Consider the following 14115-nt stretch of genomic DNA (forward strand, 5'->3'; position numbering starts at 1 on the left):
AACATGAAATTCAATCTAATATACTAACTTATCAAGAGAGACCGAGGGGTAGGCCCTATGACGTCCGGCAACCCCCAGTTGGGAAGGTGCCAAGTCCTGCGGAATGTGAAAACATTTCGGAAGATAAGTCGAGAAATTAAAATTTTCGATGTCTCTTTCTTGATGAAAGAGGCATTTTTTTATTGCCAGGAGGAAGCCATGATACAGATTAAAAATTTGACGAAAACGTATACAACAAAACATGGTGCCGTTACCGGAGTGGATAATGTGTCACTTGAAGTCGGAAAAGGTGAAATATTTGGGATTGTGGGTTACTCAGGAGCAGGAAAAAGTTCGTTGATCCGCTGTATTAACTTACTCGAACGACCAAGCTCTGGCAGCATCATAGTCGATGAAAAAGATTTAACACAGTTAAATGGCGATCAACTGAGAAAAGCGCGGTTAAAAATCGGGATGATTTTCCAACATTTTTATTTGATTAGCCAAAAGACAGTTTACGACAATATCGCTTTTGCACTTCGGGCGGCAGGCAAACCTTCTAAAGAGATTAAAATGCGTGTAGAAGAACTGCTTGAAATGGTCGGTTTAGCAGACAAACGGGATGTCTATCCTGCTCAGTTGAGTGGTGGCCAAAAACAGCGTGTCGGCATTGCGCGAGCGTTGGCAAACAATCCCGCCGTGCTGTTATGTGATGAAGCGACTTCAGCACTCGACCCTAATACGACTTTATCAATTTTACGGTTATTGAAAGAAATTAATCGGAAATTGAACATCACGATTGTATTGATAACCCACGAAATGAATGTCGTGAAAGAAATTTGCGATCGCATGGCTATTATGCAAGGTGGACGGGTGATTGAAGAAGGACAAGTATACGATATTTTTGCGGATCCTCAAAAAGAACTAACAAAAGAATTTATCTCTAGTGTCGTATCATTTAATGTTCCAATACATATTTTAAAGGAATTTAAAGGCACATTAGTAAAAGTACTATTTAAAGGTGGCGTAGCCGGTGAAGGTGTCATTTCCGATATGCTGCAGAGCTTTTCAGTAAAAGGTAACTTTTTACACGGGGCAATCGAGTATATTCAAGAGCGTCCACTTGGCATCTTTATCATGGAATTAAAAGGCGCTGAAATAGAAGTTATGGAGGCATTGCGGTATTTGGAAAATAGATCGGCAATAGTGGAGGTGATATCGAGTGGACATTGAATGGGGACGAATTATTGAATTATGGCCAGAAATCCAAACTGCATTTTTCCAAACCTTAATGATGATCGGCATTTCGTTATCAGTATCACTGATTATTGGATTGCCACTTGGAATTTTGCTATTTATAACAGATCGCGGCTTGTTTCTTGAAAATCGGCCCGTGAATTCAGTGGTAGGCTTTGTTGTAAACATTGTACGTTCTATTCCATTTATCATTTTGTTAGTAGCACTTATTCCTTTGACGAAATTTATCACAGGTACAACAATCGGTCCTGTTGCGGCTAGTGTTTCTTTGTCAGTTGCAGCCATTCCGTTTTTTGCGCGAATTGTGGAAAATTCACTTCGCGAAATTGATAAAGGAGTAATCGAAGCAGCAATTGCAGTAGGTGCTACACCGTGGATGATTATTAAAGATGTATTACTACCTGAAGCAAAAGCGAGCATCGTACAAGGGATTACGTTAACGATTATTAGTTTAGTCGCCTATTCAGCTATGGCTGGTGTTGTGGGTGGCGGAGGCATAGGAGATTTAGCCATTCGCTTTGGTTATTACCGATACGATAACACCATTATGGTTGTTACAGTCGTTATTTTAATTGTGTTGGTTCAATTGATTCAACAAGCAGGAGACTATACAGCGAAAGCTATAGATAAAAGATAAGGGGAGAATGATATGAAAAAATTAGGATTAATAATAGCAGCGAGTGCATTGGCTTTAGCGGCATGTGGCAGTGAAGAAAACGAAGCAACAACAGGAGAACCTTCAAAAGATATTAAACTAGGAGCTACGGCAGGGCCTTATAGCGATATGTTAAAACAAGCCATTGTCCCAGGCCTTGAAGAAAAAGGGTATACAGTAGATTTGGTAGAATTCAGTGATTATATTCAGCCAAACATCGCGCTTGATGGTGGAGATATCGATGCCAACCTATTCCAGCACAGCATTTACTTGGAGAATTTTGAAAAAGAAAATAATATGGATTTGTCAGGATTAATCGTTGTGCCGACAGCGCCAATGGGCATTTATTCAAATCAATTTGATACATTAGATGATATTGAAGATGGGGCAACCATCGCAATTCCTAATGACCCTGTTAATGCGGCTCGTGCTTTGCAGATTCTTGAAGATCAAGGTCTAGTCGAAGTAGATCCGGAAGTAGATGACTTAAAAATTTCAGAAAGAGATGTTATTACTAACAAAAAGAACCTAGTATTCCAGCCAATCGAAGCTGGACAATTGCCACGTGCAGTTGAAGGATCTGATTTATCCGCTGTTCCTGGAAACTTTGCATTAGCAGCTGAAATGGACCTTTTGGATGCATTGGCACTGGAAAACATGCCTGACCAATACCGCAATTTAGTAGCAGTTAAAGCGGAAAATGAAGATAGTGAATTGGCGAAAGATATAATAGAAATTGTGGAATCAGAAGAATTTGAAAAGGTAATTGATGAGAATTTTGAAGGATTCGGTAAACCTCAATGGATGACTGATCAAGAATAATGATAGTGAGATAGAAAGAGCCGTTCCAGGTTTTCTGGAACGGCTTTCTTCTATTACTATAAATAATTTAAGAAATGATTTTCACCATGTGATGGAAAGGTTCTCCAATAATCGTCCACGGTTCAGAAACCGAATAACCAAGGCGTTTATAAAGTCGGATAGCGCCTTCTTTATCAATATCAACGTTAAGCGAAAGCTTGCCACCTCCGTTAGACGATACAAGTTCTTCTGCGTAATTAAGTAGCTTTGAGCCAATTCCTTTTCCTTGATAAGCAGAATCGACCGAAACGGTATCGATATACCATTCGTCGGTATGGGCTTCCGGCTCGAGTGTTCGCTCATGACCTTGCTTTTTCAACTGCTCAATCAAATAACGATCTAAAGTTTCTGCTAGGTTGCCATGATAAAGAACTAAAATGCCTGTAATTTTACCATCTAAAGTGGCTACATATGTATAGCGGTAACTATGACGGGTATTTTCTCCACGCACCATATTTTCAACTTTTTCACGTACTGCTTCAGAATCTTTTTGTGCGGTCATATGATTTGCAATTTTACCGATAGCATTGATAATGAGAGGTGCGACTTTTTCAGCATCACTAGGGTTTGCTTGTCGTATAGCGATTTCCAAGGTAGAAACCTCCTTTTACTTGATTAAAAACGGTTTTGCCTGAAATAATGAAGAGTATAATTATATAGACTCGTATTATGGAGTCCACTAGTAGGTGATATTCACTCAACTACTAGTATATCAATGAAGAAGGTTTTTAACACAAAGGAGAATTACGCATGAAAAACAATAAGTACGTACTCACATATGGAGATGCGTTTGTGGATTATATCGCCACAGATACTACTAACACAGCATTTAATCGCCATCTTGGCGGAGCTACAGTGAATGTGGCTGCAGGTATTAGCCGTTTAGGCATACCTTCAAGTTTTATCACAATCACAGGGGATGACGAGACCTCTACTTTTGTACGCAATGAATTGGTAAGCGAAGGTGTTGATTTAACACATGCGATTATGGTTCCGGAAAAAAGAGTCAGCGGTGTTTATATTCACCTGACACCAGATTTTGATCGAGTGTTTGCATCGTATGTGAATGAAACTCCGGATCTTCAAGTGACAGGCAAACAGCTGAACACGAAGTCTTTTGAGCAGGCTAGTAGTTTTCATTTTTGTTCAGGAACTCTTTTTCATCCAGAGGCGAGGGCGACCACGCGAAAGGCGATTGAACTGTCAAAAGAGCATAATGTTATTTGTACTTATGACGTTAATATTCGGCCGCTGCGCTGGGAAAACGAAGGACATTGTCGTCAAATTGTCATGAAATTTTTACCTACAGCCGATATCATTAAGCTAACAACAGAAGAGCTTGCATTTTTAATGAAAACAGACTCACTCGAAGAGGGAATTGAACGATTATCCGGCAATGCGATTCCGTTGGTTTTTGTGACCGATGGTGAAAATGGGACTTATGCGGTTTTTCAAGACCAAACAATTCATGTGCCGGTTATTCCTGTGCAACCTGTCGATACGACAGGAGCAGGAGATGCATTTATGGCAGGGATAATTCGTCACGTCTATTTAAACGGATTCCCTAAAACGCAACAGGAAGTTATAGAGTGTGCTGACTTTGGGAATCGAATGGGAGCTCTTTGCGCGACGAAAGCAGGCGCTTTAACAGCGATGCCGCGTATTGAAGAAATGAAAGACGGGAGAGAAGCTTAATGGCATTACATAGCTTTCATTTAAAGGCGAATTGGCCAGGTCTGCGTAACGACGTAGGAGAAATTAAAACAGGCAATTTAAAAACGGAAATCTCGATTCCACCAGAAATGGATGGTCCAGGAGTCGGTACAAACCCTGATGAGATGCTACTAGGCGCCGCGGCGACTTGTTACATCATCACTCTTGCTGCAATGCTGGAGCGTAGTAAATTAGAGAAGCAATCGCTCACGATGGAGTCAGAGGGAATTGTCGAAGTTGAAAAAGGTGTGATTACGTACAAGCGCATTATTCACAAGCCCAAATTAGTGTTAAAAGGCGATGCCACAGAGAAGGACTTAGCGCTAGCGCAAAAACTAGCAGAAAAAGCCGAAAGTTCATGTATGATTACACGTGCCATCAAAGGCAATGTAGAAGTTGAATTGCAAGCGGATATTCAGAAAGAAAACTAAAGGTTTATCATTTACTTCATCTCTTTTCTAAGGGATGAAGTTTTTTGTTTGAATTGTCTTGAAAATGAGCTTTTTCTTTCTATGAATTGTGATAGACTACAAATATTAAAAATTCAGTATCTTGTAGGAGTATCGAGTATGAGGAATTTATCGCTTCAAACAAAAATTATTATTTTAAGTATGTCATTGATATTATTTGTCACTGTCTTTTTTGGTGGCATTGTTATTTATAACGAAGTGGGAGACACGAAAGGCAATGTGGGGACGCGTGCACTTGAAACCGCAATTGGTATTTCCGTTATGCCTAGCGTAGTGGAGGCAATGGACGATGAAAACCCAGAAGACACAATCCAGCCAATAGCTGAGTATATGAGAAAACAAGTGGGGGCAGAATTTATCGTAGTGGGAAATAAAGACGGAATTCGTTATTCTCATCCTACTCCATCGAAGATCGGCAAAGTCATGGTAGGAGGAGACAACGAACGTGCATTATTAAATGCCGAATTTTATACATCTGAAGCAAAAGGCTCACTCGGCCCAAGTTTACGAGGGAAAGCGCCAATTTTTGATGGCAACGGAAATGTAGTGGGGCTAGTTTCAGTCGGTTATTTATTAGAAGATGTACAACAAATCATCGTTCAAAAAAGCTTAGAACTTTTAAAATTTGTTTTACTAGCCTTAATACTAGGTGTAATCGGCAGTATACTATTAGCTAAAAATATTCGAAAAGAAACGATGGGGTTAGAACCAAGGGAAATAGCAGCGATGTATCGAGATCGTGAAGCGTTACTTTCTTCCATTGTTGAAGGAGTAGTGGCTATTGATAATCGGGGGAGAATTACTGAAATCAACCAATCCGCAGAAAAAATGCTTGGACTTACACAAGCTGTTATTAATTCGGATATTGCCGACGTCCTGCCCCATTCACGAATGAAAGAAGCGTTACAACCGGATAAAGTGATGCGCAATGAAGAAATGCTCATTGGCAGCAAAGTGCTGATTATCAACCGTACACAAATTATGCATAAAAATGAAATTGTAGGAGCGGTGTCAACTTTTCGTGAAAAAACAGATATTCAGGAAGTGTTGGAAACCTTATCGGAAATTCAGCAATACTCAGAAGGGTTGCGCGCTCAAACGCATGAATACTCCAATAAACTATATGCCATATCAGGATTATTGCAGCTCGAACAAAAGGATGAAGCAATCGAATTGATCCAACAAGAAACAAAGATTCATGAGAATCAAACAAAATATATGCTAGACCATATTAAAGATAAAAAAGTTCAAGCAATATTATTAGGGAAAATGGGGAAGGCATCTGAAAATAAAGTAGAGCTACTCATTGATGAAAATAGCTCTTTAGAAGAACTTCCGGAACACTTCGATATTGCCAAGCTGATTCATATATTAGGAAACTTGATAGACAATGCGATTGAAGAAGTAGTACAACAACCCGTTAAAGAAGTTTCTTTTTTTGTTACTGATTTAGGTCATGATTTGGTCATTGAGGTAGAAGATAAAGGCCGTGGAATTCAAGCAGAACATATGGAAGACTTATTTAAGCTAGGGTTTTCAACGAAAGTTGGAAAAAAAGATCGAGGTTATGGATTAGCAATTGTGCAGCAAGCAGTTGAACAATTGCAAGGAACTATAGAAGTTAGTTCAGAGTTAAAAAAAGGCACTGTTTTCACGGTCTTTTTACCAAAATAAGAAAAGGAGGATAAATTATGATACAGGTTTATATTGCCGAAGATGATTTTAGAGTAGCGAATATCCATGAGCAATTTCTTAAGAAAATACCCGAAGTACAATTACTTGGCAAAGCCAGCAATTGTCAAGAAACCTTAAAAGCCATACAGGAACATAAAATCGATTTAATTATATTGGATAATTATATGCCAGATGGATTGGGAATTGATTTGATCGATGACATACGTTCTTTAAGTCCACAAACAGACGTCATATTAGTATCTGCTGAAAATGACAAAGGATATATTGAGCAAGCTATACGTAAAGGAGTAAAAGGCATCATCATCAAGCCAGCCACATTAGAAAGATTTGTCTCGACAATCGTCAAATACATAGAAAACAAAAAAACGCTTCAAAACACGCATGATATTGATCAACATTTTTTAGATGACTTTTTTGGTGTGAAACTTGTTCAAAAGCCAACTATCGGTGCGAAAGGAATCGATCCCCTGACTTTAGAAAAGGTAAGAGATATCTTAACAGGCAATACATTAGGCATTACTGCTGAGAAAATGGGCGAACAAATGGGCGCTTCACGAACAACAGCTCGCCGGTATTTAGAACATCTTGTAACGATCGAAGAATGCTATGCCGAATTAGCATACGGAATTGTAGGAAGACCAGAGCGACATTACTATATGAAAAAAGACTGATGCTATTCATCAGTCTCAGACTGTAGACAAAATTTCATTAAAAGAAATAGTGGTGTATAACCTCCAAGCGAGCTGCCCACTTCGCTTAGAATCTTCTTACTTATATTAAAGTGAGTTATCTTAGTCTACTTTCTACCATTAAAAAAGTCATGAAGTCTTTTTAACCAGTCACTTAAGGATCTGGAGCATCAAACGGCGAAGGGCAAAAATATGCTCCTGCATCGTCCGCGGAAAGCGTCCGTTTGGTGCGGAAGATCCCATGTAAATACGAAACAATGAATTACTATTCTTTTGTCTACAAGCGGAGACTGATGCTATTCATCAGTCTTTTTTTGCGTGAACTTTATGAACAAAAAGAACACAAAACTCTTTAAATAGCTTATTTTGCAAACGGTTACATTCTGAAAATTCAAAGTTATACTCAAGTTAATTAAAAAACGAGGAGGAAATCGAATGAAAAAGACAATTTTTACAACAATTTTGGCAGCAAGTGCTTTAGTATTTGCTGGATGTAACTCAGAAGAAGCCGCGAATGAAAATACAGGTGAAAGTGGGGCATTCGAACCTTCAAAGAATATAGAAATGGTAGCACCAGCTGGAGCTGGCGGCGGCTGGGATACGACAGCTCGTGAAGTGGCAAGAGTTTTTGGTGAAACGGGAATTGTTGAAAAGAACATGACCGTAATCAATAAAGAAGGTGGCGGTGGAGCCATTGCGTGGGCGTATATTCATGGCCAGGATGACAGTCCTTATAATTTATTTGTTTCTTCTCCACCCCTAATGTTTGTTCCGTTAAATGGACAATCTGAATATGGCCATGAAGACTTTACACCACTAGCAAATATGATTGCAGATTATGGTGCATTTGCAGTAAGTGCAGATAGCGAATGGGAAGACTTGAATGATTTATTCGATCAAATGAAAGAAGATCCTGAGAGTGTAACTGTCGTAGGAACATCATCTCCAGGAAGCATGGACCACATGCAATTTGTGCGTATCGCGAAAGCAGCAGGTGTAGATCCAAAGAAAATCAAATATGTATCTGACCAAGATGGCGGAGCATTAACATCAGTATTAAACGGCTCAGTTGATGTATTTTCTACGGGTGTCGGAGAAGTAGTTGAACAAGTACGTGCTGGAAACATCAAAGTTCTTGGCGTGACAGCTGAAGAACGAATGGAGGGCGAAATTCTTTCGGACTTCCCAACAGCTATCGAACAAGGAATTGATGAAAGCTTTATCAACTGGCGCGGGTTCTTTGGACCGCCAAATATGGACCAAGCGGCAGTAGATTACTACGAAGAAAAATTCAAAGAGTTGAGTGAATCTGAAGAATTTGCTGAGGTGCGTAAAAAATATGGTTGGAACGAAATGTACTTAAATTCAGAAGAATACGAGGAGTTTTTGAATAATGAATACAAAGAAATCGAAGTGTTATTAGAGGAAATTGGGTTAGGAAACTAAAGAAATGAGAAACCGAATAAGCATTATTCGGTTTCTTTCTTTTCAGTATAAAGGAGGCGTTCCACTTGCCATTAACAATCAATCGAAGAATAGCTCTGCTCCTATTTGTTATAGCAGCTATTTACTTATTTTTGAGCTTTCAACTGCCAAATTATCCGTATGCACCAATAGATGCTGATGTTATACCAAAAGGATTGGGCATCCTAATGATTATTTTATCAATTTTCCTTTTTTTCTCTAAAGCTATTGAAACTGAGGCGGAAAAAGAGAAGCGTAATATTCCTAAAAAAGAACTACTAGTGTTATTAGCAGTATTCGCCATGATTTTCCTTTATATTTTGTTGTTTGAAATCATTGGATTTGTCATTATGACTTCGGTCTTTATTTTTTTCTGTTCGTGGTTTTTAGGCTATACCAAGTGGAAATCAAATATTATTGTTTCGATTTTATTTCCTTTAGGGATGTATGCGATTTTTGTTTTTGCTTTAGGAATTTCGCTACCTAGAGGCATTTTACCAATATAGGAGGTGTGGATTTATGAATGCTTTTGATGGAATGATAACAGGTTTTCAAGTCGCTTTAAGTTGGGAAGGTATCTTGTTTGTTTTAATCGGTGTTATTGTCGGTACGCTAATTGGCATGATGCCAGGTCTTGGTCCCATCAGTGCTATAGCCATTATGATTCCGATTACATACGGAATGGACCCGGCACCTGCCCTAGTGATGATGGCAGGAGTTTATTATGGCGCAGTATTTGGTGGGTCGACTTCCTCGATTCTGTTAAATGCTCCGGGGATTTCTGGAACTGTTGCAACCGCCTTTGATGGCTATCCGATGGCACAGCAAGGAAAAGCCGGAAAAGCACTAGCCATCGCTGCGATTGCTTCATTTTTCGGAGGCACTGTTTCAGTTATCATGCTAATGTTGTTAGCGCCTGCATTATCAAGTGTGGCCATCTCGTTTGGTCCACCTGCCTATTTTGCATTAATGCTTATGGGATTAACAGCCATATCCAGTTTATCTGAAGGTTCTACGATAAAAGCGATGATTGCTGCAGTTGCTGGGGTAATGGTCGTCACTATCGGTATCGATCCACAAACAGGTACCCAACGTTTTACGTTTGGGAATGTAAATTTATTTGATGGCTTTGACTTTTTAATTATTGCACTCGGCCTGTTTGCCATTGCAGAAGTTTGTATGTTGGTGCTTAATCGGAAAAATCGTAGCTTGAGTGATGATCAAAAGCTCGGTAGTTTAAAAGTGACGCGAGCAGATTTGAAAGAAATGAGCGGTCCGATGACGCGTCAGTCATTTGTTGGCTTTATCCTCGGCGTATTACCAGGTGCTGGTGCAACAATCGCTTCCTTTATTAGTTATATCTTTGAAAAAAGGATTTCAAAAAATCCAGAGGAATTTGGAAAAGGATCCATTAAAGGATTAGCTGCTCCAGAAAGCTCAAACAATGCAGCAACAAGTGGTGCATTTGTGCCATTATTAAGTCTTGGTATTCCGGGTTCTGGTACAACGGCAGTTATGCTGGGAGCATTTCTTGTATTAGGTGTTCAACCGGGGCCATTATTAATGACGGATCGTCCTGAGATATTTTGGGGAATTATTGCAAGTATGTATTTAGGGAATATTTTTCTATTAATCTTGAACTTACCGCTCATTCCTTACTTAGCTAAAATATTGAGCATTCCGAGACCGTTGTTGATTTCATTGGTGATCATGTTCAGTTTAATCGGGGTATATTCTATTAGTTTTAATGTATTTGATCTTTATATGCTTCTTGTTTTTGGGGCACTTGGTTTTGCGATGCGGGTCTTTTCTTTTCCAGCCCCACCGTTTATCTTGGCGTTTATTTTAGGAGGAATGATGGAGCAAGCATTCAGACAATCTATGACTATTTCAAATGGGAATTTAGCAATCTTTGTTGACAGTCCATTGCCATTATCATTAATCCTGATTGCATTCTTCTCACTAGTTATTCCAGGTCTTCTAAAATGGAGAAGCCGTCGAAAACTAGCTAAAATGTAAGGAGGGACAATGTGGTTCTTTCTAAACTTCGATTTTTGAGCCTGTTTTTTCTGTTGAGTTTGGCTATTATCTTCTATATATATACCGATATAGCGTCTGCTTATTCATTGCAACACCAATTAACGCTACTCTTGTTGGTGATAGCAATCTATTTTTGGACGCTTAGTTCATTGCCTATAGCAACATCGAGTTTTGTGCTGATCGGATTGATGTTGTTGTTTGGTGTTGTGGAGGAGCCAGAGGAAGCTTTCACAGGATTTATTTCTAGTGCTCTTTACTTTATTTTAGTGTTGTCACTTATTTCAGCTGCTTTAGTAAGGGCTGGGATAGACCGGGTGTTTGCGCATATTATTCTAAAATTTAGCAGAGGTGGATTTCGAGCAATCTTGTTCGGGTTGCCTCTGCTTATTTTATGGATGCCCGTCTTCTTGCCATCAGCAGTTGCACGATTTCGTATACTTGAGCCAATTATTGAAGAGCTAAATATTCGGTTTGGCTTTGGACAAGAAAGCCTATTTCGTAAATACTGCATGTATTTAATAGGAATGTTTAATCAAAACTCGACAATGGTTGTTTTTACTGGAGGCGGATTTCCGATTCTAGCGGCACAATTATTGAAGGATTTCGGAGATACTGACATTTCATGGCTTGGATGGTTTTTGCGTATTGCGCCACCTCTTTGGATCGGAATGCTAATTATTAGTTTTAGCGTATGGTTTTACTTTAAAAAGCAGAGCGATTCTCTAGACCTCATTAATACGGAAGTTTCTATAGTAGAAAATGAAAAACTTCCGCCTCGTTTTTGGTGGATTATGTTACCTTTTGGAATTATGATTGTTAGTTGGATTGTGTTAGATCATCAACAAGTTCCACTAATTTTAGCTCCGCTCTTATTAGTAGGATATTATGGAATGCCGGTTAATGGATTAATAACCAATAAAACGGTAAGAAACTATGATTGGGAGAGTTTTTTACTCATAGGCTCTTCTTTTTCACTCGGTTACGTGATTGAAAAGAATGGCACGGCATTCGTATTAGCTGAACAGTTGATGAGCTTTTTGCCGGATGACCTTGGAGATTTTGGCAATCTTGTTTTTATTGCCTGTTTTATTTTTGTGTTGCGTTTCCTATTCGTCGTGCCCTCGACATCAATGATCATTATTTTTCCTATCGTTATGAACTATGCACATATTCTTGGCTTATCTATTATAGCCAGTGCATTTTTAGTGATTATGATTATTGGGGGTGTTACTATATTGCCAATTCACTCACCAACAACATTTTTAGCTTTTCAAAAAAAAGCCTTCTCATTTAAAGAACAAATTATTATTGGCAGTTATTCAAGCTTTGTCATCCTAGTCATCGCAATTACATGGGCAATATTTGTTTGGTGAGTCGATAAAAATCTAAAAGCAATTTGAATTCTCCCTTGTCTTATGTTTAGCTCATTCTATACGGGGTAGGGTACGTATAGAGCGAAAAATCATGAGGAGGAACTAAAATATGTTTAATTACACAATAGATACATCAAAAACAGTGAGTGAAGCCGTTGAAGCTTTAGAGGAAAACTTAAAGGCAGAGAAGTTCGGTGTTCTTTGGAATTTTGATTTAACTGCAAAGCTTCAAGAAAAAGGCGAGGACTTTGATACGCCTTATACGATTTTAGAAGTTTGCAATCCACAAGAAGCAAATCGTGTGCTATCTGAAAACTTGATGATTGGCTATTTCCTTCCTTGTAAGATTGTTGTTTACAAAGAAAGTGATAGTGTGAAAATTGGAATGCCAAAGCCAACTGCTTTGATCGGCATGGTAGAAGATCAAAATATTAAATCGATTGCGGAAGACATTGAACAACGATTAATCAAATGTATTGATCAATCTGCATAAATAGACTGGAACATTCACATGCGGGCTGGTCTTTACTTCAAAGTGATTTTTTATCATAAGCTAATGTGTTGACTGCATACCCTAAGGGGTATAAAATAAGGGGTAAGTAAGATATCCTTTATTTTATTAATAGGAGGCATAATTGATATGAAATACGATAAACGTGTTGAAAACCGATTGAAAAGAATAGAAGGCCAGCTACGCGGTGTGATTAAAATGGTTGAGAGCGAGGGCGAATGCAGAGACGTCGTTATGCAACTCTCAGCAGTAAGAAGCGCAGTAGATCGAGCTATTGGTGTAATCGTCAGCGATAACTTAGAATCATGTGTACGTGAAAGCATAGACAAAGGCGAAAGCACTGAGAGTATGGTAAAAGAAGCTGTAGACTTACTAGTAAAAAGCAGATAGAAAATTAATGTTTGACAATCGAAAACATATGCTTTAACATACCCTGTAGGGTATAAAGAGTGCGGCGTCACTATAAAACGTTATTTTTTTTGAAGAAAATAAATACCCCTACGGGTAATTTAAAATGGAGGCAATACAATGGCACAAGAGCAAAAGAAAACAACGATCGTATTATTCAGCGGTGACTATGATAAGGCAATGGCGGCTTATATTATTGCCAACGGTGCTGCGGCATACGATCATGAAGTAACAATTTTCCACACATTCTGGGGATTAAACGCATTAAGAAAAGAAAACCCACCAGAATTGAAAAAAGGTCGCTTAGAAACGATGTTCGCGAAAATGATGCCAAGAGGTGCAGATAAACTTGGTTTATCAAATATGCATTTTGGTGGAATGGGTCCGAAAATGATCAAACAAGTTATGAAAAAGCATAATGCATTATCTTTACCACAATTAATTGAAATGGCAGAAGAACAAGATGTGAAAATGATTGCTTGCACAATGACAATGGATCTTCTTGGTTTACAAAAAGAAGAATTGCTTGATGAAATTGAGTATGCAGGAGTTGCAGCTTATCTTGGAGATGCAGAAGACGGGCACGTTAACCTATTCATTTAATTAGATTTAAATAGGAAGGGGAATGCAATATGGAATGGATTACATGGCTCTTAATTGGGGCAGCGGTTCTTTGGTTGGTTTATCGATTCACTACACCTACTAAAGGTGTTCAATCGATATCTACAGAAGAAATGAAATCTCAACTTGGTAAAAAAGATAAACAATACATTGATGTAAGAACTCCAGGTGAATTCAAAGGAAATCACATTAAAGGCTTTAAAAATATTCCATTGAATGAATTACCGAAACGCATGAATGAACTAGCAAAAGATAAAGAAACATTAGTCATCTGCCAAAGTGGGATGCGTAGCAGTAAAGCAAGTCAATTATTAAAAAAGAACGGCTTTACAGCAATCACAAACATTAGAGGCGGAATGAGCAGTTACCGCAGATAAAG

The 14115-nt window shown here is 38.7% G+C and carries 16 protein-coding genes and 1 riboswitch; of the genes, 15 read left to right on the forward strand and 1 reads right to left on the reverse strand.

Features of this window, described 5'->3' with window-relative positions; genetic code table 11:
* Positions 1 to 25: 25 nt before the first annotated feature.
* Positions 26 to 130: riboswitch (SAM riboswitch) on the forward strand.
* A gap of 68 nt (positions 131 to 198) precedes the next feature.
* Genes MLE13_RS06435 through MLE13_RS06445 form a run of 3 tightly spaced genes read left to right on the forward strand, consistent with a single transcriptional unit; the run spans position 199 to position 2713 of the window.
* Positions 199 to 1212: a methionine ABC transporter ATP-binding protein gene (locus MLE13_RS06435; RefSeq protein WP_240748748.1), complete on the forward strand. Its 1014-nt coding sequence runs from the start codon at positions 199 to 201 to the stop codon at positions 1210 to 1212.
* Positions 1202 to 1873, forward strand: a complete 672-nt coding sequence (locus MLE13_RS06440) for a methionine ABC transporter permease (RefSeq protein ID WP_008498359.1) — start codon at positions 1202 to 1204, stop codon at positions 1871 to 1873. Before MLE13_RS06435 ends, MLE13_RS06440 begins: the two co-directional genes overlap by 11 nt.
* Before the next feature lie 12 nt (positions 1874 to 1885).
* Positions 1886 to 2713 carry a MetQ/NlpA family ABC transporter substrate-binding protein gene (locus MLE13_RS06445; RefSeq protein ID WP_240748750.1) on the forward strand — a complete coding sequence of 276 codons (828 nt, stop codon included), beginning with the start codon at positions 1886 to 1888 and terminating at the stop codon, positions 2711 to 2713.
* A 67-nt stretch (positions 2714 to 2780) separates the two neighbouring features.
* Here MLE13_RS06445 and MLE13_RS06450 read toward each other — a convergent pair whose 3' ends face one another.
* Complete coding sequence (locus MLE13_RS06450; protein ID WP_240748752.1) at positions 2781 to 3344, reverse strand: GNAT family N-acetyltransferase; 564 nt, start codon at positions 3342 to 3344, stop codon at positions 2781 to 2783.
* A 158-nt stretch (positions 3345 to 3502) separates the two neighbouring features.
* On the opposite strand from MLE13_RS06450, the gene MLE13_RS06455 reads away from it, so the two are divergent.
* From MLE13_RS06455 to MLE13_RS06510, 12 genes are all read left to right on the forward strand, one after another.
* Entirely contained in the window at positions 3503 to 4447 is a 945-nt protein-coding gene (locus MLE13_RS06455) for a carbohydrate kinase family protein (RefSeq protein ID WP_240748754.1), read from the forward strand.
* A complete protein-coding gene (locus MLE13_RS06460; protein ID WP_240748756.1) occupies positions 4447 to 4896 on the forward strand; it encodes an OsmC family protein in 450 nt (149 codons plus the stop codon). Before MLE13_RS06455 ends, MLE13_RS06460 begins: the two co-directional genes overlap by 1 nt.
* A gap of 138 nt (positions 4897 to 5034) precedes the next feature.
* Complete coding sequence (locus tag MLE13_RS06465; RefSeq protein WP_240748758.1) at positions 5035 to 6609, forward strand: ATP-binding protein; 1575 nt, start codon at positions 5035 to 5037, stop codon at positions 6607 to 6609.
* Positions 6610 to 6626: 17 nt separating this feature from the next.
* A complete protein-coding gene (locus tag MLE13_RS06470) occupies positions 6627 to 7301 on the forward strand; it encodes a response regulator (RefSeq protein ID WP_240748759.1) in 675 nt (224 codons plus the stop codon).
* Positions 7302 to 7754: 453 nt separating this feature from the next.
* Positions 7755 to 8765, forward strand: a complete 1011-nt coding sequence (locus MLE13_RS06475; RefSeq protein WP_240748760.1) for a Bug family tripartite tricarboxylate transporter substrate binding protein — start codon at positions 7755 to 7757, stop codon at positions 8763 to 8765.
* 65 nt (positions 8766 to 8830) lie between these two features.
* Positions 8831 to 9289, forward strand: coding sequence for a tripartite tricarboxylate transporter TctB family protein (locus tag MLE13_RS06480; protein ID WP_065528282.1), 459 nt, complete (start codon positions 8831 to 8833; stop codon positions 9287 to 9289).
* 13 nt (positions 9290 to 9302) lie between these two features.
* Complete coding sequence (locus tag MLE13_RS06485; protein WP_240748761.1) at positions 9303 to 10802, forward strand: tripartite tricarboxylate transporter permease; 1500 nt, start codon at positions 9303 to 9305, stop codon at positions 10800 to 10802.
* An 11-nt stretch (positions 10803 to 10813) separates the two neighbouring features.
* The gene (locus MLE13_RS06490) at positions 10814 to 12196 is read left to right on the forward strand and encodes an SLC13 family permease (protein ID WP_240748763.1); all 1383 of its coding nucleotides are present in this window, start codon (positions 10814 to 10816) and stop codon (positions 12194 to 12196) included.
* Positions 12197 to 12305: 109 nt separating this feature from the next.
* Entirely contained in the window at positions 12306 to 12689 is a 384-nt protein-coding gene (locus MLE13_RS06495) for a DUF302 domain-containing protein (protein ID WP_240748765.1), read from the forward strand.
* Positions 12690 to 12836: 147 nt separating this feature from the next.
* Positions 12837 to 13097, forward strand: a complete 261-nt coding sequence (locus MLE13_RS06500) for a metal-sensitive transcriptional regulator (protein ID WP_240748767.1) — start codon at positions 12837 to 12839, stop codon at positions 13095 to 13097.
* Between the two features lie 138 nt (positions 13098 to 13235).
* Entirely contained in the window at positions 13236 to 13718 is a 483-nt protein-coding gene (locus tag MLE13_RS06505; protein ID WP_008498372.1) for a DsrE/DsrF/DrsH-like family protein, read from the forward strand.
* A 29-nt stretch (positions 13719 to 13747) separates the two neighbouring features.
* Entirely contained in the window at positions 13748 to 14113 is a 366-nt protein-coding gene (locus tag MLE13_RS06510; RefSeq protein WP_240748769.1) for a rhodanese-like domain-containing protein, read from the forward strand.
* Positions 14114 to 14115: the final 2 nt, after the last annotated feature.

It is taken from the genome of Planococcus halocryophilus, from assembly GCF_022489025.1.
GTDB classification, from domain to species: domain Bacteria; phylum Bacillota; class Bacilli; order Bacillales_A; family Planococcaceae; genus Planococcus; species Planococcus halocryophilus_A.

Coding starts and splice junctions, on each gene's coding strand:
- MLE13_RS06435 (WP_240748748.1), top strand. CDS start 199: ATGATACAGATTAAAAATTTGACGAAAACGTATACAACAAAACATGGT.
- MLE13_RS06445 (WP_240748750.1), top strand. CDS start 1,886: ATGAAAAAATTAGGATTAATAATAGCAGCGAGTGCATTGGCTTTAGCG.
- MLE13_RS06455 (WP_240748754.1), top strand. CDS start 3,503: ATGAAAAACAATAAGTACGTACTCACATATGGAGATGCGTTTGTGGAT.
- MLE13_RS06460 (WP_240748756.1), top strand. CDS start 4,447: ATGGCATTACATAGCTTTCATTTAAAGGCGAATTGGCCAGGTCTGCGT.
- MLE13_RS06465 (WP_240748758.1), top strand. CDS start 5,035: ATGAGGAATTTATCGCTTCAAACAAAAATTATTATTTTAAGTATGTCA.
- MLE13_RS06470 (WP_240748759.1), top strand. CDS start 6,627: ATGATACAGGTTTATATTGCCGAAGATGATTTTAGAGTAGCGAATATC.
- MLE13_RS06475 (WP_240748760.1), top strand. CDS start 7,755: ATGAAAAAGACAATTTTTACAACAATTTTGGCAGCAAGTGCTTTAGTA.
- MLE13_RS06485 (WP_240748761.1), top strand. CDS start 9,303: ATGAATGCTTTTGATGGAATGATAACAGGTTTTCAAGTCGCTTTAAGT.
- MLE13_RS06495 (WP_240748765.1), top strand. CDS start 12,306: ATGTTTAATTACACAATAGATACATCAAAAACAGTGAGTGAAGCCGTT.
- MLE13_RS06500 (WP_240748767.1), top strand. CDS start 12,837: ATGAAATACGATAAACGTGTTGAAAACCGATTGAAAAGAATAGAAGGC.
- MLE13_RS06505 (WP_008498372.1), top strand. CDS start 13,236: ATGGCACAAGAGCAAAAGAAAACAACGATCGTATTATTCAGCGGTGAC.
- MLE13_RS06510 (WP_240748769.1), top strand. CDS start 13,748: ATGGAATGGATTACATGGCTCTTAATTGGGGCAGCGGTTCTTTGGTTG.